This is a genomic window from Frondihabitans sp. OV104, assembly GCF_057787745.1.
Map to the genome: position 1 here is coordinate 1646587 of NZ_CM173541.1, position 19572 is coordinate 1666158.

A 19572-nucleotide genomic window follows, 5' to 3' on the forward strand; every position below is an offset into this window, starting at 1 on the left:
GATCGGGGCTTCTCGAGGGGCTGCTAGCGGGGGCGAGGGCGGGGGCGCGCGACGGCCGTCGAGCCGGCGACGTGCAGCGTGCACGGCAGCAGCAGGTGCAGGGGCTCGGCCGCCGGGCCGTCGAGCTGGTTCACGAGCGACTCGGCAGCGATGCGGCCCAGCTGCCGTCCGGGCGAGTCCATCGTCGTGAGAGGCGGCTCGTGCAGGGCGCCCGCCGCAGTCGACGACGCGATCGACATGACCGAGACGTCGCCGGGCACGTCCAGCCCCTGCTCGGCGAGGCCGCGCATGAGGCCGAAGGTCGAGTCGTCTTTCATGATGAGCACCGCCGTCACCTCGGGATCGGCCGCGATGAGGTCGTGAGCCGCGGCGTTGCCTCCGGCCGTCGACTCGCCGCAGTGCACGACGATCGCGTGCATCCCGCGGCGCTCGGCCGAGCCGAGGAATGTCGACTCGGTGCGGATGTGGGGGGCGTACCCGGCCATCGGGCTGCCCTCCATGTCTTCGGTCACCAGGCCGACCCGCTCGTGCCCGAGGCTCTGGAGGTAGTCGAGGCTGTCCTCGATCGTCGTCTCGAAGTCGATGTCGACGTACGAGAGGGCCTCGGGGTGCCGGGTGCGGCCGATCGCCGTGAACGGGACACCGCGCTCGAGGAGGAGGTCGATGCGGTGATCCTCCATCTTGATCTCCATGACGATGACGCCGTCGATGAGCCCGCCCGAGATGAGGTCGTCGACGTCTTCGCCGTTCGCCTCGCTCGGCCAGAGCACGAGGTGGTACCCGAGGTCGGAGGCGCGACCCGCGGCGCTGGTGAAGAAGCTGGTCGCCGTCGGGCCCATCCGGTGCTCGACCGACGGGAAGAGCAGAGCCATGATCCGCGTGCGGCGGCTGGCCAGCGCCCGGGCGACGACGTTGTTGCGGAAGCCCAGCTCGGCCATGGCCGAGGTGACGCGGTCGCGGGTCGATGGCGAGACGTTCTTGGTGCCGTTGACGACGAACGAGACCGTGGCGATCGAGACCCCCGCGCGAGTCGCGACATCTTGCATTGTCGCCATCGGGCCTCCTGCCTGAATCGGGTGGATTCACTGTAGCGGGAAACCGACCAGAGGAATTTGTTGCGTTAAGCGCTTTACTAGCTAAGCGCTTTACTGCTACGTTCATGCCACTCGAGAACGCAACGAAGCGCTCCCTGCCTCGTGCACCCCCGAGCGCGGCGATCACCGCCGCACCCCCACCCCACGAGATGCACACACCACGAGAAGAGCTAAGCAATGAAGCCTAGATTCCCCGAACTGCGCCGTGCCACGAGGCTCCGTCGAACTATCATCGGCGCCGTCGCCATGGCGGCCACTGTGCCGCTGGTCCTGACCGGCTGCTCGGCCGGAGGCGGCGGCTCGTCGTCGGCCGACTCGAAGACCCTCACCATCGAGGACTACTACGCGGCGAGCTTCAACCCCATCTACAACCAGTGCGCCAAGACGGTCGGCGCCAAGGTCAAGATCAACCACGTCGCCGGCGCCGGCCTGATCGCGAAGGTGCTGCAGCAGGCGTCGTCGCGCACCCTGCCCGACGTCCTCATGCTCGACAACCCCGACGTGCAGCAGATCGCCGCCTCGGGCGCCCTCTCGCCGCTCGACGACTACGGCCTCAGCGCCGACGGCCTCGTGCCGGCCGTCGAGAAGGCCAACACCTACAAGGGCAAGCTGTACGGCCTCCAGCCGGTCACCAACTCGATCGCGCTCTACTACAACACCAAGCTCCTCAAGGCCGCCGGCGTCACCCCGCCGAAGACCTGGGACGAGCTCCGTGCGGCAGCGAAGAAGCTGACCACGGGCAAGACCTACGGCTTCGCGATGAGCAACATCAACACGTACGAGGGCACCTGGCAGTTCCTGCCCTTCTTCTGGTCGAACGGCGGCGACGAGAAGAACATCGACACCACCGCGGCCACCGAGGCCCTGCAGTTCGACCTCGCCCTCCAGAGCGACGGCTCGATGTCGAAGAGCTCGATCAACTGGGCCCAGGCCGACGTGAACAACCAGTTCATCGCCGGCAAGGCCGCCATGATGATCAACGGCCCCTGGCAGCTGCCCGCCCTCAACGCCGCGAAGGGCCTCTCCTTCGACAGCGTGCCGATCCCGACGAAGGACGGCGCCGCCACGGTGGCCCCGCTCGGCGGCGAGGCGTTCACCGTCCCCGTGACGAAGGACTCCGCGAAGATGAAGCTCGCCGGCAAGTTCGTCGGCTGCCTCAACGAGGCCAAGATGCAGGCGACCATCGCCGGCATCACCGGCAACGTCCCGACGAACATCGACGCGGCCGACGCCTGGGCGAAGGACCACCCGCAGGTCGCCTCGTTCGTCACCACGGTGAAGACCGCTCGCGCCCGCACCGGCGAGCTCGGCGAGGACTGGCCCAAGGCCGCCACGAAGATCTACACCGCCGTCCAGCTGGCCCTGACCGGAAAGGCGACCCCCGCAGACGCGCTCAAGCAGGCGCAGACGCAGAACCAGTAGGTCGTCGGGGAGCCGGCCCGGCCGGGCCGGCTCCCCTTCCTTTACAGAGCACAGGGAAGGCAGATATGAGCGTGTCAACGCAAGTGAGATTGGGCCGCGACGTCGTCACGACGCCGCCGGTCCGCCCGGGACGACGGCGAGCGCAGATGCTCAGCGGAGCGACGCGGTGGCTGTTCGTCACGCCGGCCGCGATCTTCGTGGCCGTGTTCTTCGGGTACCCCGTCGTGAAGAACGTCATCATGTCGTTCCAGGACTACACGACGAAGACCTTCTTCACGGGCGAGGCCCCGTGGGTGGGCTTCGCGAACTACGTCAGCATCTTCACCAGCTCGGTCTTCACGACCAGCCTCATCAACACCGGCCTGTTCACCATCGGGTCGATCGTGATGCAGTTCGTGATCGGCCTGGGCCTGGCGCTGTTCTTCAAGCGCAACTTCCCGCTGTCGGCCTTCCTCCGCGGACTCCTCCTGCTCCCGTGGCTGCTGCCTCTGATCGCGTCCAGCGCGGTGTGGAAGTGGCTGCTCGACCAGGACAGCGGGGCGCTCAACCAGTTCCTCGGCATCTTCGGAGTTCCTGCCGTCCCCTGGCTCGTCAGCCCGAACCTCGCTCTGATCGCCGTCATCGGCGTGAACATCTGGCTCGGCATCCCGTTCAACACGACCATCCTCTACAGCGGCCTGCAGGCCGTCCCGACCGAGCTCTACGAGGCGGCCTCGCTCGACGGCGCAACCGGGTGGAAGGCCTTCTGGCACATCACCTGGCCCAGCATCCGCTCGGTCGTGAGCGTCGTGATCATCCTCGGGGTGGTCTACACGCTGAAGGTGGTCGATCTGATCCTCGGCCTCACCGGCGGCGGTCCCGCGAACTCGACGCAGACCCTTGCGACGAACGCGTACCACCAGTCGTTCATCAACTTCCAGTTCGGAATCGGAGCCGCCGTGAGCAACGTCCTCATCGTCGTGTCGTTCGTGTTCGCCATGATCTACCTGGCCATCTCGCGGAAGGCGGTCGACGAATGACCGTCAGCCTCCCCCGTGCGCAGGCGCGAGTCCGTGCCGCGACGACGACGAACCCCCGCAAGCCGAAGAGCAAGGCCCGCTCGATCCCGCTGACCATCGTCGGGATCATCATCCTGGCGATCATGGTCTTCCCGGTCTACTGGATGGTCAACACGAGCCTGCAGGCGACTGCGGGGGCGGCCACGGCCACCTGGTTCCCGTTCTCGCCGACGTTCGCCGGCTATCAGGCCGCGTTCTCGCAGCAGGGCCAGAACTTCCTGTCGAGCATGATCATCGCGCTCAGCACGGTCGTCGTCACGCTGGCGATCGCGACCCCGGCGGCCTACGGCCTGGCGCGGTTCAAGATGCGGGGCACCCGGCCGCTTCTGCTGATCCTCCTGATCACGCAGATGGTGCCGACGATCGTCGTGGCGAACGCGCTCTACACGCTGTTCAACGACGTCGGGCTGCTCAACTCGTACGTCGGCCTGATCCTCGCCGACAGCGCGGTGCAGGTGCCGTTCGCGATCCTGCTGATGCGGGCGTTCATGGAATCGCTGCCGCCGAGCCTGGTCGAGGCGGCGCTGGTCGACGGCGCGGGCGATTTCCGCGCATTCGTGTCGATCGTCATCCCGATCAGCCGCAACGCCATCGTGACGGCGGCCCTGTTCACCTTCCTCGGGGCCTGGGGCGACTTCCTGATCGCGCTGACGCTGACGTCGACCGACGCGGTGAGGCCGATCACCCTCGGCATCTACAACTACATCGGGTCGAACGTGACCGACTGGGGTCCCGTCATGGCCACCTCGGTGCTCGCGTCGCTGCCTGCCGCGGTGCTCCTCCTCTTCGCGCAGAAGTACATCGCGGCCGGCGCGCTCGGCGGGGCCGTGAAGTGACCACGGCCTCGGAAGGGGTGGCCGTCGATCGCGGCACCCCGCTCCGGGTCGTCCTCGTGGGCGCGGGCCTCATGGGCCGCAACTGGCTCGAGGCGCTCCGGCACTCGGCAGATGCCCGTGTCGTCGGGATCGTCGACCTCGACCTCGACCTCGCGCGATCGGCGGCCGGCGAGTACGGCGTCGACGTCGTCGGGACGAGCGTCGCCGACGTCGCCGCCGCGGCGAGCGCCGAGGCCGTGATCAACGTCACGGTGCCCCGGGCCCACCTGCCGGTCACCACCGAGGCTCTCGACGCCGGGCTCCCGGTGCTCTGCGAGAAGCCGATCGCTCCCACGGTGGCGGAGGCGCTGCTCACGGCAGCCGCCGCCGAGGCGTCGGGCCGGCTGGTCATGACGAGCCAGAACCGCCGCTACTACAACGCGCTCGCCGCCTTCCGGGGCGCGATCGACGAGATCGGCGAGACGGCCCTGCTCACCACCGAGTACGCCAAGGAGGCCCATTTTCCGGGCTTCCGGGAGACGATGGCGCACCCGCTCCTCGTCGACATGGCGATCCACGCCTTCGACGTCGCGCGGTACCTGCTCCGGTCGAACCCGGTGTCGGTGTGGTGCGAGACGTACAACCCGGCGTGGAGCTGGTTCGACGGCGACTCGGTCGCGACCGCGACCTTCGAGTTCGAGGGCGGTACCCGCTACCGCTACACGGGCTCGTGGACGACCCGCGGCATGGACACCTCCTGGAACGGCGTCTGGCGGGCCGGCGGCTCGCACGGCACGGCGACCTGGGACGGCGAGCGCGGCGTCGACATCGAGCGCGCCGACCCCTCGGCATCCGTGCCCGGCACCGGAGCGAGCGTCGTCACGAGCTCAGGTCTCTCGGAGCCGATCCGCGACGACGCACCCGAGGAGGTCGCCGGGGCGCTGGCCGACTTCGTCGACGCCGTCCGCACGGGGCGCACGCCCGAGAGCGAGGTCCACGCGAATGTCCTGAGCCTCGCCATGGTCGAGGCCGCCGTGAGGTCGGCCGACACCGGGGTCCGCGTGCGCATCGCGGACGTGCTCGACGACGCCTACGCGACCGCCCTCGACCTCCCCGCTCCCCCCGCCGTCCACGACGCGCTCCTCGCCTGGGGCTCCGCGTCGGCCGGCCTCCACCTCTCTCACCCCGTCGACGCCTGACCCGCAGCTCCGCCGACCAGCCGAACACCGACAAGCCACACACCGACAAGCCAGTACAGAAGGGCTCACCATGTCAACACCTCTCCGCGTCACCGTCTGGGGCGAGAACGTCCACGAGAAGGTCGAGCGCCACGTCGCCGAGCGCTATCCCGACGGCATGCACGGCGCGATCGCCGCCGGCATCCAGGAGAACCTCCCCGACGCCGTGATCACCGTCGTCACCATGGACATGCCCGAGCACGGCCTCACCGACGAGCTCCTCGCCGACACCGACGTGCTCACCTGGTGGGGCCACGCCGCACACGGCGACGTCGACGACCTCATCGTCGACCGCGTCCACCGCCACGTCCTGAGCGGCATGGGCCTGCTCGTGCTGCACTCCGGCCACTGGTCGAAGATCTTCGGCAAGCTCATGGGCACGACCTGCACCCTCCGCTGGCGCAGCGAGCACGACCAGGAGCTCGTCTGGACCGTCAACCCGCAGCACCCGATCACCCGCGGCGTGCCGAACCCGATCGTCATCCCCGAACAGGAGATGTACGGCGAGTACTTCGACGTGCCCACCCCCGACGAGCTCGTCTTCATCTCGGGGTTCACCGGCGGCGAGGTCTTCCGCTCGGGCATGACCTACCGTCGCGGGCTCGGCAAGATCTTCTTCTTCTCGCCCGGCGACCAGGACTTCCCCGTCTACCACCACAAAGACGTTCGACGCGTGATCGCGAACGGCGTCGAGTGGGCGCGTCCCGAGCGCGAGCGCGCCATTCCGACGCTCAACCGCTACGACCTCGGCGAGTACTTCGACGGCCAGCACTACGCCGGTCCGTTCGACCACCCGCTGGAGGCCCCGGCCGAATCGGTCGGCGCATGACCGGGTTCCGCGCCGAGGCGCCGTCGGATCGTCCGCTCCGGGTGATCCAGGTCGGCGCGGGCGGCATGGGCCAGGCCTGGCTCGGCACCGTCGCGGCCGATCCCGACGTCGAGCTCGTCGGGATCGTCGACCTCAACCTCGACGCGGCGAAGGCCTCGGCGCAGGCGCTGGGTTCAGGCACACCCGGGGCGCAGGAACTGGCCGTCGGCACCGACCTCGCGGCACTCGTCGAGCAGACCCGCCCGGATGCCATCCTCGACATCACGGTCCCCGTGGCCCACCACCCGGTGACGACCCAGGCGCTCTTCCTCGGCCTTCCCGTGCTCGGCGAGAAGCCGGTGGCGCCGACGATCGCGCAGTCGCTGTCGCTGGCGGCCGCGGCGGAGGTCTCGGGCGAGCTGTTCATGGTGTCGCAGTCGCGGCGCCGCAACGACCAGCTCGTCGACCTGAGACAGCACGCCGCCCTGCTCGGCGACGTCGGCATCGTCACGACCGAGTTCTACAAGGCGCCGCACTTCGGCGGGTTCCGCGAGGAGATGGACGACGTCCTCCTTCTCGACATGGCCATCCACCCGTTCGACTCGGTGCGCTACCTCCTCGGCACCGAGCCGGTCTCGGTCTACTGCGAGTCGTACAACCCGTCGTGGTCGTGGTACTCCGGCGACTCGGCGGCGACCGCGCTGTTCGAGTTCGAGGGCGGCGTCCGCTACGAGTACGACGGCTCGTGGTGCAGCCCCGGGTTCGAGACGTCGTGGAACGGATCGTGGCGGGTCAGCGGCGAGCACGGCTCGGCGCTGTGGAACGGCGACGACTCCCCCACGAGCGAGGTCGACGGCGGGCTCGGAGTTCCTGCGCCCGCTGCCTCGCTCGGCGACGGGATCGCCGGCTCGCTGACGGCTTTCACCCGCGCGCTCCGGACGGGCGAGGCCCCCGACGGCGAGGTGCACGGAAACATCATGAGCCTGGCGATGGTGGAGGCCGCGATCGCATCCAAGAACCAGCGCCGCCGCATCCTGATCGACGAGGTACTCGAGGGCGCGCTGACCGAGGCGATCGCCGCCGAGACGCGCGACGACGTGCGCGAGCGCCTGACGTCGTGGGGCTCGGTCCGCTCCGCTCTCGCCGCCGTCGGCTCCCGCGTCGCCTGATCGACAAGGCGGGTCTCCGTCGGCTTCGGCCCAGTGACGAGAGACCCGCCCGCAGCGGCGGCCCCCGCCGATACCGGCGCGGGGCAGGCACGATACGGTCGGAGCATGACGACCGCGCCCGAGAAGAACGCCGTCGACCGCCTCTTCGACCGCGTGTTCGCATTCTTCCCGATCCGCGTGATGCTGCTGTTCGGCGGCAAGAACGGGTTCGTGCTCGCCGCCGGCCTGGCCTACCAGGCGCTGTTCGCCCTGTTCGCGGCGCTGTGGTCGGGCTTCGCGGTCGCCGGAATCGTGCTGTCACAGAGCCCGTCGCTGCAGGACTCCCTGTTCGACATCATCGACGCGTCGGTCCCGGGCCTCATCTCGTCGCCCGGCGGAGGCGGCAAGGGCGCGATCGACCCGACCTCGCTGCTGCACGCCAGCGTGTTCAGCCTCACCGGCGCGATCGCCGTCGTCGTGCTGGTGTTCACGGCCATCGGGTTCCTCGGCTCGGCGCGCGGATCGGTGCGCACGATCTTCGACGTGCCGCAGCCGACGGAGCCCTTCCTGCTGCTCAAGGCGAAAGACCTCCTGATCGGGCTGCTGTTCGGCGTGGCGGTGCTGGCCTCGAGCGTGCTGTCGCTGGTGAGCACCTCGTCGGTGCGGTTCCTGCTCGGCATGCTCGACATCTCGCAGTCGAACCCGGCCGCGACCCTGCTGCTGCGGCTGGTCGGCCTCGCCGTGGTCTTCGTCTTCGACACGGCCGTGCTGATGGGGCTCTTCATCGTGCTCGCCGGCCTGCACATCCCCCGGCGGCGCCTCCTCCAGGGCGCACTGCTCGGCGCGCTGGCGCTCGGCGTGCTGAAGACGGTCGCAGGATCGCTGCTCGGGCGCGGCACGACCAATCCGCTCCTCGCGTCGTTCGCCGTCATCGTCGGTCTGCTCATCTTCCTGAACCTGGTCTGCCAGGTGCTGCTGATCGTGGCGTCGTGGATAGCGCTGATGATGGCGAGAGACGGAGTGCTGGCCGACCCCGTCGCCGAGAAGGCGCGCGTCGAGCGGCTGCAGGAGGAGCTGCGCCTCGAGCGGGAGCGCGAGGCCGCCGCGCGTCGCCGTGAGATCGAGCTCCGGGCGCTGCGGGCGAAGCCGCTGTGGATCCGGGCCGCCTCGGCCGTCCGAGACAGGTTCCGGCGCGGCGCTCCTTGACCTGACGCCAGCGCGCACCTAGTTTGGTGTTTGGCACAACAATCCCCGTGCCGTCTACCTCTCAGAACGGTGACCCCTCATGGCAACGAAGCCCACGCGCGACGACAAGTTCTCCTTCGGTCTCTGGACCATCGGCTACAACGGGTCCGACCCGTTCGGCGGCCCCACGCGCCCGCCGCTCGACGTCGTGGAGGCCGTCGAGAAGCTCGACGAGCTCGGCGCCTACGGCCTCACCTTCCACGACGACGACCTCTTCGCGTTCGGCTCGACCGACGCCGAGCGCCAGACCCAGATCGACCGTCTCAAGGGCGCTCTCTCGGCCACGGGCGTGAAGGTCCCGATGATCACGACGAACCTGTTCTCGGCCCCCGTCTTCAAGGACGGCGGCTTCACGTCGAACGACCGCCAGGTGCGCCGCTTCGCCCTCCGCAAGGTGATGCGCAACGTCGACCTCGCCGCCGAGCTCGGCGCCGAGACCTTCGTCATGTGGGGCGGCCGCGAGGGCGCCGAGTACGACGCCGCCAAAGACGTGCAGGCTGCTCTCGAGCGCTACCGCGAGGCCGTCAACATGCTCGCCCAGTACACCGAGGACAAGGGCTACGGCATCAAGTTCGCCATCGAGCCCAAGCCGAACGAACCTCGCGGCGACATCCTGCTGCCGACCCTCGGCCACGCGATCGCCTTCATCGACACCCTCGAGAAGCCCGAGCTCTTCGGCGTCAACCCCGAGGTCGGCCACGAGCAGATGGCGGGCCTGAACTTCACCGCCGGCATCGCCCAGGCGCTGTACTGCGGCAAGCTCTTCCACATCGACCTCAATGGCCAGCGCGGCATCAAGTACGACCAGGACCTCGTCTTCGGCCACGGCGACCTGCAGAACGCGTTCTCGCTCGTCGACCTGCTCGAGAACGGCGGCCCGGGCGGCGTCCCGGCCTACACCGGCCCGCGCCACTTCGACTACAAGCCGAGCCGCACCGAAGACATCTCGGGCGTCTGGGACTCGGCCGCAGCCAACATGCGCATGTACCTGCTGCTCAAGGAGCGCGCCGCGGCGTTCCGCGCCGACCCCGAGGTGCAGGCGGCCCTCGCCGCATCGAAGGTCGACGAGCTGCGTACGCCGACCCTGAACGACGGCGAGACCTACGACCAGATCCTGGCCGACACCTCCGCCTACGAGGACTTCGACGCCGACTCCTACTTCGGCGCCAAGGGCTTCGGCTTCGTGCGCCTGCAGCAGCTGGCGCTCGAGCACCTCATGGGCGCGCGCTAGACCATGGCAGAACTCGTAGCCGGCGTCGACTCCTCGACGCAGAGCTGTAAGGTCGTCATCGTCGACGCCGCCACCGGGGCGATCGTCCGCGAGGGTCGCGCCTCCCACCCCGACGGCACCTCGGTGAACCCGTCGGAGTGGTGGCGCGCCCTCGGCGAGGCGATCACCGCGGCGGGCGGGCTCGACGACGTGTCGGCCCTGTCGGTCGGCGGCCAGCAGCACGGTCTCGTGGCGCTGGACTCGGAGGGGCGCGTCGTCCGCGACGCCCTCCTCTGGAACGACACCCGCAGCGCCCAGGCCGCCCGCGACCTGACCGACGAGCTCGGTGCCGCCGCCTACGCGGCGCGCACCGGGCTCGTCCCCGTCGCCTCGTTCACCGCGACGAAGCTGCGCTGGCTCCGTGACGCGGAGCCAGAGAACGCCGCCCGCGTCGCGGCGGTGGCGCTCCCCCACGACTGGCTGTCGTGGCGGCTCCGCGGCTACGGCCCGGCCGACGACTCGCCGCTGGGCCCCGACCTCGACGCTCTGGCGACGGATCGCTCCGACGCCAGCGGCACCGCCTACTACGACCCGGCCCGCGACGCCTACGACGACGAGCTGTTCGCGCGTGCGTTCGAGCGCCCGCTGCGCGTGGCCGGGGCGGAGGGCGACGCCGACGGCGTCGTCGTCCCGCGCGTGGTCGCGCACGACGAGGTGATGGGCGCCGTCGACGGCGCGGTGGAGCTGCCGGCGGGGGCGCGCGTTCCTGCGGGCCTGAGAATCGGGGCGGGTGCGGGCGACAACGCCTCGGCCGCGCTCGGCCTCGGGGCCGGGGCGGGCGACGTCGTGATCTCGCTCGGCACCAGCGGCACGGTCTTCGGCGTGGCGCCCAGCGTCACGTCCGACGAGTCGGGAACAGTCGCCGGATTCGCCGACGCCACCGACCAGCGGCTGCCGATCGTCACCACGCTCAACGCCGCCCGCGTGCTCGATGCGACGAGCGCGTTGCTCGGTCTCGACTACGAGGCGTTCGGCGAGGCTGCCCTGACCGTGGGCGCAGGAACGGGCGGGCTCGTCTTCGTGCCCTACCTCGCGGGCGAGCGCACCCCCAACCTGCCCGACGCCACCGGGACGCTGACAGGGCTGACCTCCGCCACGATGACCCCCGCGCACCTCGCGCGCGCCGCCATCGAGGGCATGCTCTGCTCGCTCGCGGCCGGCGTCGACGCGGTCGTCGCGTCGGGCGTGACGGTGGAGCGCCTGCTGCTCATCGGCGGGGCGGCGCAGAATGCCGCCGTGCAGGCCATCGCCGCGCAGGTGTTCGGGCGCGACGTGACCGTGCCGACGCCCGGCGAGTACGTCGCGCTCGGGGCGGCGGCGCAGGCCGCTCGGCTCGTGACCGGGTCGGCTGCTGCGTGGGCCGGCGGCGACGCCGTCGTCGTGCCGGGCGACGCGCAGCCGGCGATCCGCGAGCAGTACGACGCGGCGGCGGGGGCGTACCTGGTCTAGCGCCGCCGGTGACGGCTCAGAACCTCCGAACCGGCGCAGACCCTCCGATTCGGCCCCCGCGCCTGTCCGTGGACACGTGTGCAGGCCGATTCGGAGGGTTTCGTCGTTCCGGTCGCTGGACGCCACGAAGCGGGATCCGTATCGGGCGGCCGCCCCCGCCAGATCGGCTCGCTCCCGCCGTGGCATCGTCGGGGACGTGCCGTTTCGGCGGGCCGGCCGACCGACCCGACGGGGGCCTGCCGATCCGGCGGGCGGAGCCAGCGACGGCGACCGCGACCGCGACGCCTACAGCGACGTCATCCCGCCGTCGACCGTGAAGATCGCGCCGGTCGCGTACGACGACTCGTCGCTGGCGAGGTAGACCATGATGCCGGTGACGTCGGCGGGGGTGCCGGGTCGGCCGAGCGGGACGCGCGAGGTGATGGCGGCGCGCGACTCGGCATCGCCCGAGATGGCCGAGACGAGCGGCGTCTCGGTGTAGCCCGGCACGACCGTGTTCACGCGGATGCCGTCGCGGGCGTACGCCATGGCCGTCGCGCGCACGAGCGAGTGGATGCCGCCCTTGGTCGACGAGTAGGCCGCGAACTCGGAGCCCTCGCCGTTCACGCCCGTCGGGCTGCCGGTCGCGATGATGGAGCCGCCGGCGTTGGCGAGCATGGAGCGGACCGCGTGCTTGACGGTCAGGAACGTGCCGGTGAGGTTGATCCCGACGGTGCGGTTCCAGGTCTCGAGCGAGACGTCGGCGACCTTGGCGTCGTGGCCGAAGAGCTGCACGCCCGCGTTGGCGACGACGACGTCCGGCACGATGCCGTCCGCGGCGAGAGCCGCGAAGCCGGCCTCGACGGCCCCCTCGTCGGCGATGTCCATCGAGACGGCGACGCCGCGGTCGTCGGGCACCGACGCCGCGGCCGCGGTGGCAGCGGCCCCGTCGAGGTCGGCGAAGACCACGGTCGCGCCCTCGGCGGCGAAGGCGTCGGCGATCGCCCGGCCGATGCCCGAGGCGGCGCCGGTCACCAGGGCGGTCTTGTTCTGGAGGCGGTCGGTCATGAGAGGGCCTTACGGGAGTGGAGGGCGAGCTTCGCGACGAGGTCGTCGATCAGGAGGCGGAGGTCGAGGTGCGTGTAGACGCGGATCGTGCCGGCACCCTCGAGCGGCGGCCGGTACTGCCCGTCGTCGCCGAGCTGCGGGCGCGGCACGAGCACGTAGTCGCTCGACGACGGGTCGGCCTCGAACGACGACTGAAGAGCGGTGAGCAAGACCAGCGGGCTGTCGCCGAGCACATACGTCTCGCCGATGTTGAGGCCGAACTCCAGCACCCGCGAGGCCACGGCGTCGAGCGACGACGCGAGGTACTCCCCCAGCGGGCCCAGCGGGCGCACGCGCGCGTCGATCTCGGCGAACGACATCAGCACCCGGCGGTACGCGTCGCGGGGCACCTGCCAGATGGCGAGGTCGGGTGCCGCGAAGACGGTCCGGGCACCCTGCACGTCGATGTTGAGGTTGTACTCGACGGCCGAGGCGCCGGGAGGCGGGGTGCCGATGCCCGGGTGCTCGTTGCCGCCGATCCAGACCAGCGTGATCCTCGCCGCGATCGACGGCTCGAGCAGCAGCGCGCTGGCGAGGTCGGTCATTCCGGCGCCGGCCGCGAAGTAGAGCGGCAGGTCGGTGTCGTCGCGGAGGGCCTCGGCGATGATCGCGCGGGCGGCGGCCGAGTCGCGCGGCTCGGTCGGCGAGACCAGCGCCAGCTCGGCGCCCTGGACCACGGGGATGTCGGCGCGGCCGACGCGCTCGAGCAGGTCGGTCGCGACCGTCACCGCGTTGGCGGCCTGGTGATCGCTCGAGTCGAAGCCGTCGTTCGGCGCCAGGTGCGAGCCGATGACGAAGGGGATCTCGACGGAGGGCGAGAGCACGTGGTGAGCGAGCTGCCAGAGGTCGTCGGGGTCGCCCGAGAAGTCGTTGTCGACGATGACGCGGGCGCGGGGCCGGACGTGTTCCAGCATGTCTCTCCTTCGAAACGGGACCGTGGTCGCATAACCGCCATCCCCGGGATGCGGTGGCCCGCGCTCACTCTAGAAGTGGTCAACCGGTTGCGCAATACGTCATACGAAAGACGCTGGCGAGTCAGCGCACCGACCGGGTAGTTTGTAGCGTACCGAAACAAAGTGCACGACAAAGGAGTCGCCGAATGCCCGAACACATCAACGTCGCCATGGTCGGCCACGGCTTCATGGGAGCCGCGCACTCGCAGGCCTTCCGCGTCGCGCCGCGCTTCTTCGACCTGCCGCTCACCCCGGTCATGTCGACGCTGGTCGGCCGCAACGCGTCGGCGACCACCGCCGCGGCCGAGAAGTGGGGCTGGGAGAAGACGGCCAACGACTGGCACGACGTCGTGAACGACCCCGACATCGGCCTCATCGACATCTCCTCCCCCGGCTCGACCCACGTCGAGATCGCCGTGGCCGCGCTCGAGGCCGGCAAGCACGTGCTGTGCGAGAAGCCGCTGGCCAACACGGTCGAGGAGGCCGAGACGATGGCGGCGGCAGCGAAGGCGGCGGCCGAGCGCGGCGTGTACGCGATGGTCGGGTTCAGCTACCGCCGAGTTCCTGCGCTCACCTTCGCCAAGCAGCTGGTCGCCGAGGGGCGGCTCGGCACGATCCGGCAGGTCCGGGCGCAGTACCTCCAGGACTGGCTCGTCGACGAGGACGGCCCGATGACCTGGCGCCTCGACAAGGCCAAGGCCGGCTCCGGCGCTCTCGGCGACATCGGAGCGCACGCCATCGACGCCGTGCAGTTCATCACGGGGCAGACGCTCGACGACGTCTCGGGCCTGCTGCACACGTTCGTCACCGAGCGACCGCTGCTCGACGAGAGCGTCGCGCAGACCAGCCTCGGCGGCGCCGCGTCGACCGAGCGCGGCCAGGTCACCGTCGACGACCTCGCGCTCTTCACCGCCAAGCTCTCGGGCGGCGCCATCGGCTCGTTCGAGGCGACGCGCTTCGCGACGGGCCGCAAGAACGCCTTCCGCATCGAGATCGCCGGCAGCCTGGGCGCCCTCTCGTTCGACCTCGAGCGCGAGAACGAGCTGGAGTTCTACGACGCGACGGCGCCGGCCACCGAGCTCGGCTTCAAGAGGATCCTCGTCACCGAGCCCGAGCACCCCTACTTCGCCGCCTGGTGGCCGACCGGGCACACCATCGGCTACGAGCACGCGTTCTCGCACCAGCTCGTCGACCTCCTGACCTCCATCGACGCACGAACCCAGCCCACCCCGTCATTCGAGGACGGCCTGCAGGTGCAGCGCGTCCTCGACGCCGTCGACCGGTCGAGCGAGGCCGGGAGCGCGTGGACGACCACCCGAGCCACCGCCACCGCGAACGGAGAGACCCGATGAGCATCCAGCGACCGATCACCCTGTTCACCGGCCAGTGGGCCGACCTGCCCTTCGAGGAGGTCTGCCGCCTCGCCGGCGAGTGGGGCTACGACGGCCTCGAGATCGCCTGCTGGGGCGACCACCTCGACCCCGACCGCGGCGCCACCGACGACGCCTACATCGCCGATCGCAAGGCGATCCTCGAGAAGAACGGCCTCCAGGTCTTCGCGATCTCGAACCACCTCAAGGGCCAGGCCGTGTGCGACGACCCGATCGACCAGCGCCACCGCGACATGCTCCCCGACTCGGTCTGGGGCGACGGCGACCCCGAGGGCGTCCGCCAGCGCGCCGCCGCCGAGATGAAGAACACCGCCCGCACGGCCGCCCGCCTGGGCGCGAAGACGGTCACGGGGTTCACGGGCTCGTCGATCTGGAAGTACGTCGCCATGTTCCCGCCGGTGCGCGACGAGCTCGTCGAGGCCGGCTACCAGGACTTCGCCGATCGCTGGAACCCCATCCTCGACGTCTTCGAGGAGGTCGGCGTCCGCTTCGCCCTCGAGCCGCACCCGTCCGAGATCGCCTACGACTACTGGACCACGAAGAAGACGCTCGAGGCGATCGGCCACCGCGCCTCGTTCGGCATCAACTGGGACCCTTCGCACATGGTCTGGCAAGACCTCGACGCCGTTGGCTTCCTCTGGGACTTCCAGGAGCACATCTTCAATGTGCACTGCAAAGACACGAAGAAGCGGCTCAACGGCAGGAACGGGCGTCTCTCGTCGCACCTGCCCTGGGCCGACCCCCGACGCGGCTGGGACTTCATCTCCACCGGGCGCGGCGACGTGCCGTGGGAGGACGCCGTGCGCATGCTCAACGCCATCGGCTACGAGGGCCCGCTCTCGGTCGAGTGGGAGGATGCCGGGATGGACCGCCTCGTCGGCGCCCCCGAGGCGCTGCAGTTCGTGCGCGGCCTGTCGTTCCCGCAGCCGTCGTCGGCGTTCGACGCGGCCTTCGCCCAAGACCGGAGCTGATCACCCCATGACCGACGCCGCCATCGCCCACCCGTATCAGGACGCCTCGCTCGACATCGACCAGCGCGTCGACGATCTGCTCTGTCGGCTCGACACAGCCGACAAGGTGGGCCTGCTGTTCCACAGCATGGCGGCGCTCGGCGACCCGACGGTGGCGAACCCGGCGTTCGGCCTCCCGTCGCTTCAGACGATGGTCGTCGACCAGCGGATGAACCACTTCAACCTGCTGGGCGCGCCCGGGTCGGGGCGCGAGTTCGCCCAGTGGCTGAACGTCGCCCAGCGGCTCGCGGTCTCGACTCCGCTGGGAATCCCGATCTCGTTCTCGACCGACCCGCGGCACGCGTTCACCGACAACCCGGGCACGGCCATGATGGCGGGCCCGTTCTCGCAGTGGCCCGAGACGCTGGGCCTCGCGGCGATCCGCTCCCCCGAGCTGGTCGAGCGGTTCGCCGACATGGCGCGCCGGGAGTACCTCGCGGTCGGCCTGCGCGTCGCCCTGCATCCGCAGATCGACCTGGCGACCGAGCCGCGATGGTCGCGGGCGAACGGCACCTTCGGCGAGGACGCCGACCTCACCTCGGAGCTGGTGGTCGCCTACATCCGGGGCTTCCAGGGCGAGTCGGTCGGGCCCGAGTCGGTGTCGACGATGACCAAGCACTTTCCCGGCGGCGGGCCTCAGAAAGACGGTGAAGACCCGCATTTCGCCTACGGCCGCGAACAGGTCTACCCGGGCGGCATGTTCGAGCAGCACCTCAAGCCGTTCGAGGCGGCCTTCGCCGCCGGCGGATCGCAGATCATGCCCTACTACGGCATGCCGGTCGGCACCCAGTACGAGGAGGTCGGCTTCTCGTTCAACAAGCAGGTCATCACGGGCCTGCTCCGGGAGCGCTACGGCTTCGACGGCGTGGTCTGCACCGACTGGGGCCTCCTCACCGACGCCGACATCATGGGCACGATGTACCCGGCCCGGGCCTGGGGCGTCGAAGACCTCAGCCGCGAGGAGCGGGCGCTCAAGGCGCTCGAGGCGGGCGTCGACCAGTTCGGCGGCGAGCTCTGCACCGACGTGGTGCTCGGCCTCGCCACGAGCGGACGCCTGGCCGAAGCCCGCCTCGACGTCTCGGTGCGGCGCCTGCTGCGCGAGAAGTTCCGGCTCGGCCTCTTCGAGAACCCGTTCGTCGACGAGGAGCGCGCCGCCGTCGTCGTCGGCAACGACGAGTTCGTCGCGGCCGGTGCGGCGGCGCAGCGCGCGTCGCTGACGCTGCTGGTGAACGACGGCCTCCTGCCGCTCGCCGCGGGCGCCAAGGTCTACGGTCTCCCCGCCACGGCGCTCGAGGGGCACGGCACGGCCGTCGACGACCCGGCCGAGGCCGACGTCGCGATCCTGCGCGTCAAGGCTCCGTTCGAGGCCCGGGGCGAGGGCTTCGAGGCGCACTTCCACGCCGGGTCGCTGGACTTCGCCCAGGCCGAGATCGACCGCATCACCGCGATCGCGGCGACCGTGCCCACGGTGCTCGACGTCTACCTCGACCGCCCGGCGATCCTCACGCCCTTCGCGGGCGAGGTCGGCGCGCTGGTGGCCGATTACGGGTGCTCGGACGAGAACCTCGTGGCCGTGCTGTTCGGCGACGAGTCTCCGCAGGGGGCGCTGCCGTTCGACCTGCCCCGCTCGATGGCCGCCGTCGAGGCGTCGCGCGAGGACGTCGCGTTCGACACCGCCGATCCGCTGTTCCGATTCGGGCACGGCCTGCGCTACTAGCGAGGGAGCGGGTCAGCCGCCGAGCGCCGACTGGACGAGGCCGGGGAGGGCGACGAGCAGGATCAGCCCGATCATCACGAGCAGCGCGATCCGCAGGCTCTTGCGGATCATCGGCGGCTTCGGCGTGACGACCGGCGCCGTCCAGCGCATCGGCGCCAGGATGGCCGACTCGGCCCCGGCACCCCATCCGGCGGCGTCGCGCGCGAAGCCGAACTCGTCGAAGTGCATGGGCGGCCGGCCGGTCTGCGCGCGCGCGCCCGCCGTGGCATCGAGGTAGGCGCGGTACGCCCACGAGTCGACGTCGTGGCGCACCACGGGCGCCGCCGTGCGGATCGCTTCGCGCACGCGCCGCTCGACGGTCGCCCGCGCGCTGAGTCCGGTCGCCAGGCGGATGCCGCCGAAGACGAAGAACAGCGCCGTCATGCCGAGGAAGCTGTGGTCGCCCGACGCGATCGCCGTCACCCCGAAGAGCACGCCGATCGCCAGGATGATCGAGCCCCACGTGAGCGCGCTGGTGATTCCCGAGGTGAAGGTGGCCCGGAACGGCGTCCAATGAGTCGGCTCGGGCGCCCAGAACTGCCACTCCGGCGGGGCGGCGTACACGGGACGCCGCAGCGGCGGCGTCCACCCCGCGGGTGGCTGCCAGCCCTGGTTGCGGGCGACCCACTCGGGTGTCGGCGTCGGCCAGCCGGGCGGGGGCACGAAGCGGAGCGGCGGGCGGTCGGGGGTGTACGTCATCGGCGTCGTCGCGGATCCTGCGCCGCTAGCAGTGCACGGCCTCGAGGAAGATGTACTTCGCACCGGACATGTCGTCGCCGATCGGCATCGACACGTGGGCGGTCTGGCCGGCGACGAGCGCCACCGGGGTCGTCCGGGTCGCCTTGTCGCTGCCGGTCTTCGAGTCGGCGAAGCCCCAGTCGATCGTCGCCGCCGGGCAGCTCGCGACCGGCTGCACGTCGATGTTCAGGCAGTCGGTGCCGGTCGTGCAGGTGTTCGTGTCGAGCACCGTCCAGCCGTCGGTGGGCACGTAGACCGTCGAGTCGGCAGCGGGGTTCGAGTTCGACAGCGACGAGAGAGCCGTCGAGGTGGAGCCGTGCGGAATCGCCAGCGGGATCGCGATGCCGATCACGATCGCGGCCGCGGCGCCGAGCCCCATCCAGAGGCCGCGTCGCGAGCGTCGGCCCGTGTCGGCGTCGGTGAACGCCGCGGCGGCGGAGGCGGCGGGTGCGGCTGACGCCCAGAGGGCCATGGTCGGCGACGGCGCACCCTCGGGCAGCTGGGGCGCAGGAACTGCGGCTCCGTCCCACGGCTGCGCGTCGCGGCCGAAGCCGAACTCGTCGAACGTCTGCGCCGGGGCACCTGTCTCGGCACGCTCGCGAGCCGTCCGGTCGAGGTAGGCGCGGTAGCCCTCGGAGTCGAGCTGACGGCGCACCTCGATCGAGTCGGGGCCGATGGCGGCGCGGGCCGCGGGGTCGACCTTGCGGAGCGCCGCCAGACCGGTGATCAGGCGGATCGCGCCGAAGATCAGGGTTCCGTAGAGGAGGTAGTACGAGCGGCCGAACTCGCCCAGCATGCCGGCGAGGGTGATCGCGATCGCGACACCGAGCATGATGCCGCCGACCAGGATGGCGCGGTGCGCGTGCTTGGCGAAGGGCTGACGGTAGTCGTCCCAGGCGGCGCCGTTCGGAGCCCAGAACCGCCAGCCCTGCGGAGCCGGGGCGAGCGGGTACTGTCCGCTGGTCGGCGGGGTCCAGCCCGCGGGCGGCTGCCAGCCCTGGTTGCGGACGACCCAGTCGGCGGGCGGCTGCGGCCACCCCTGCGGCGTCTGGAATCGGAGTGGCGGGCGGGCGGTCGAGATGGTCACAGCG

17 protein-coding genes are annotated in these 19572 nt (G+C 70.6%); 12 read left to right on the plus strand and 5 right to left on the minus strand.

Going from position 1 to position 19572, the window contains the following annotated elements:
* Nucleotides 1-23 precede the first annotated feature (23 nt).
* On the minus strand, nt 24-1055 hold the full coding sequence (locus AC3CBB_RS07740) for a LacI family DNA-binding transcriptional regulator (RefSeq protein ID WP_488626567.1): 1032 nt from the start codon (nt 1053-1055) through the stop codon (nt 24-26).
* A gap of 216 nt (nt 1056-1271) precedes the next feature.
* On the opposite strand from AC3CBB_RS07740, the gene AC3CBB_RS07745 reads away from it, so the two are divergent.
* The 9 genes from AC3CBB_RS07745 to xylB all read left to right on the plus strand — a co-directional run bounded on the left by AC3CBB_RS07745 (nt 1272) and on the right by xylB (nt 11547).
* Nucleotides 1272-2516: a sugar ABC transporter substrate-binding protein gene (locus AC3CBB_RS07745; RefSeq protein WP_233579817.1), complete on the plus strand. Its 1245-nt coding sequence runs from the start codon at nt 1272-1274 to the stop codon at nt 2514-2516.
* 146 nt (nt 2517-2662) lie between these two features.
* Nucleotides 2663-3535: a carbohydrate ABC transporter permease gene (locus AC3CBB_RS07750; RefSeq protein WP_233579880.1), complete on the plus strand. Its 873-nt coding sequence runs from the start codon at nt 2663-2665 to the stop codon at nt 3533-3535.
* The gene (locus tag AC3CBB_RS07755; RefSeq protein ID WP_488626568.1) at nt 3532-4410 is read left to right on the plus strand and encodes a carbohydrate ABC transporter permease; all 879 of its coding nucleotides are present in this window, start codon (nt 3532-3534) and stop codon (nt 4408-4410) included. Before AC3CBB_RS07750 ends, AC3CBB_RS07755 begins: the two co-directional genes overlap by 4 nt.
* Nucleotides 4407-5588, plus strand: coding sequence for a Gfo/Idh/MocA family protein (locus tag AC3CBB_RS07760; RefSeq protein ID WP_488626569.1), 1182 nt, complete (start codon nt 4407-4409; stop codon nt 5586-5588). Before AC3CBB_RS07755 ends, AC3CBB_RS07760 begins: the two co-directional genes overlap by 4 nt.
* Before the next feature lie 70 nt (nt 5589-5658).
* Complete coding sequence (locus AC3CBB_RS07765) at nt 5659-6456, plus strand: ThuA domain-containing protein (RefSeq protein ID WP_123505001.1); 798 nt, start codon at nt 5659-5661, stop codon at nt 6454-6456.
* A complete protein-coding gene (locus AC3CBB_RS07770; protein WP_488626570.1) occupies nt 6453-7604 on the plus strand; it encodes a Gfo/Idh/MocA family protein in 1152 nt (383 codons plus the stop codon). Before AC3CBB_RS07765 ends, AC3CBB_RS07770 begins: the two co-directional genes overlap by 4 nt.
* Nucleotides 7605-7709: 105 nt before the next feature.
* On the plus strand, nt 7710-8789 hold the full coding sequence (locus AC3CBB_RS07775) for a YihY/virulence factor BrkB family protein (protein ID WP_123505003.1): 1080 nt from the start codon (nt 7710-7712) through the stop codon (nt 8787-8789).
* A gap of 79 nt (nt 8790-8868) precedes the next feature.
* Nucleotides 8869-10059: a xylose isomerase gene (gene xylA / locus AC3CBB_RS07780; protein WP_123505004.1), complete on the plus strand. Its 1191-nt coding sequence runs from the start codon at nt 8869-8871 to the stop codon at nt 10057-10059.
* Between the two features lie 3 nt (nt 10060-10062).
* Complete coding sequence (gene xylB / locus AC3CBB_RS07785; protein WP_488626571.1) at nt 10063-11547, plus strand: xylulokinase; 1485 nt, start codon at nt 10063-10065, stop codon at nt 11545-11547.
* Nucleotides 11548-11832: 285 nt separating this feature from the next.
* Here xylB and AC3CBB_RS07790 read toward each other — a convergent pair whose 3' ends face one another.
* Together AC3CBB_RS07790 and AC3CBB_RS07795 are read right to left on the minus strand one after the other, a co-directional pair.
* Entirely contained in the window at nt 11833-12594 is a 762-nt protein-coding gene (locus tag AC3CBB_RS07790; RefSeq protein WP_488626572.1) for an SDR family NAD(P)-dependent oxidoreductase, read from the minus strand.
* Nucleotides 12591-13547: a nucleoside hydrolase gene (locus AC3CBB_RS07795; RefSeq protein WP_488626573.1), complete on the minus strand. Its 957-nt coding sequence runs from the start codon at nt 13545-13547 to the stop codon at nt 12591-12593. The genes AC3CBB_RS07790 and AC3CBB_RS07795 overlap by 4 nt, the downstream gene beginning before the upstream one ends.
* Before the next feature lie 185 nt (nt 13548-13732).
* Here AC3CBB_RS07795 and AC3CBB_RS07800 point away from each other — a divergent pair, with 185 nt between their 5' ends.
* From AC3CBB_RS07800 to AC3CBB_RS07810, 3 genes are read left to right on the plus strand one after another with little or no spacing between them, the layout of a single operon-like run.
* Complete coding sequence (locus tag AC3CBB_RS07800; RefSeq protein WP_488626574.1) at nt 13733-14938, plus strand: Gfo/Idh/MocA family protein; 1206 nt, start codon at nt 13733-13735, stop codon at nt 14936-14938.
* A gap of 2 nt (nt 14939-14940) precedes the next feature.
* On the plus strand, nt 14941-15948 hold the full coding sequence (locus AC3CBB_RS07805; protein ID WP_488626725.1) for a sugar phosphate isomerase/epimerase family protein: 1008 nt from the start codon (nt 14941-14943) through the stop codon (nt 15946-15948).
* A 7-nt stretch (nt 15949-15955) separates the two neighbouring features.
* A complete protein-coding gene (locus tag AC3CBB_RS07810) occupies nt 15956-17704 on the plus strand; it encodes a glycoside hydrolase family 3 protein (RefSeq protein WP_488626575.1) in 1749 nt (582 codons plus the stop codon).
* 12 nt (nt 17705-17716) lie between these two features.
* Here the strand turns inward: AC3CBB_RS07810 and AC3CBB_RS07815 are convergent, their stop codons facing one another.
* Both AC3CBB_RS07815 and AC3CBB_RS07820 read right to left on the minus strand, forming a co-directional pair.
* Entirely contained in the window at nt 17717-18442 is a 726-nt protein-coding gene (locus tag AC3CBB_RS07815) for a hypothetical protein (RefSeq protein ID WP_488626576.1), read from the minus strand.
* A 25-nt stretch (nt 18443-18467) separates the two neighbouring features.
* Nucleotides 18468-19568: a hypothetical protein gene (locus tag AC3CBB_RS07820; RefSeq protein WP_488626577.1), complete on the minus strand. Its 1101-nt coding sequence runs from the start codon at nt 19566-19568 to the stop codon at nt 18468-18470.
* Between the last annotated feature and the right edge of the window lie 4 nt (nt 19569-19572).

Coding starts and splice junctions, on each gene's coding strand:
- AC3CBB_RS07740 (WP_488626567.1), bottom strand. CDS start 1,055: ATGGCGACAATGCAAGATGTCGCGACTCGCGCGGGGGTCTCGATCGCC.
- AC3CBB_RS07745 (WP_233579817.1), top strand. CDS start 1,272: ATGAAGCCTAGATTCCCCGAACTGCGCCGTGCCACGAGGCTCCGTCGA.
- AC3CBB_RS07750 (WP_233579880.1), top strand. CDS start 2,663: ATGCTCAGCGGAGCGACGCGGTGGCTGTTCGTCACGCCGGCCGCGATC.
- AC3CBB_RS07755 (WP_488626568.1), top strand. CDS start 3,532: ATGACCGTCAGCCTCCCCCGTGCGCAGGCGCGAGTCCGTGCCGCGACG.
- AC3CBB_RS07765 (WP_123505001.1), top strand. CDS start 5,659: ATGTCAACACCTCTCCGCGTCACCGTCTGGGGCGAGAACGTCCACGAG.
- AC3CBB_RS07770 (WP_488626570.1), top strand. CDS start 6,453: ATGACCGGGTTCCGCGCCGAGGCGCCGTCGGATCGTCCGCTCCGGGTG.
- AC3CBB_RS07775 (WP_123505003.1), top strand. CDS start 7,710: ATGACGACCGCGCCCGAGAAGAACGCCGTCGACCGCCTCTTCGACCGC.
- xylA (WP_123505004.1), top strand. CDS start 8,869: ATGGCAACGAAGCCCACGCGCGACGACAAGTTCTCCTTCGGTCTCTGG.
- xylB (WP_488626571.1), top strand. CDS start 10,063: ATGGCAGAACTCGTAGCCGGCGTCGACTCCTCGACGCAGAGCTGTAAG.
- AC3CBB_RS07790 (WP_488626572.1), bottom strand. CDS start 12,594: ATGACCGACCGCCTCCAGAACAAGACCGCCCTGGTGACCGGCGCCGCC.
- AC3CBB_RS07795 (WP_488626573.1), bottom strand. CDS start 13,547: ATGCTGGAACACGTCCGGCCCCGCGCCCGCGTCATCGTCGACAACGAC.
- AC3CBB_RS07800 (WP_488626574.1), top strand. CDS start 13,733: ATGCCCGAACACATCAACGTCGCCATGGTCGGCCACGGCTTCATGGGA.
- AC3CBB_RS07810 (WP_488626575.1), top strand. CDS start 15,956: ATGACCGACGCCGCCATCGCCCACCCGTATCAGGACGCCTCGCTCGAC.
- AC3CBB_RS07815 (WP_488626576.1), bottom strand. CDS start 18,442: ATGACGTACACCCCCGACCGCCCGCCGCTCCGCTTCGTGCCCCCGCCC.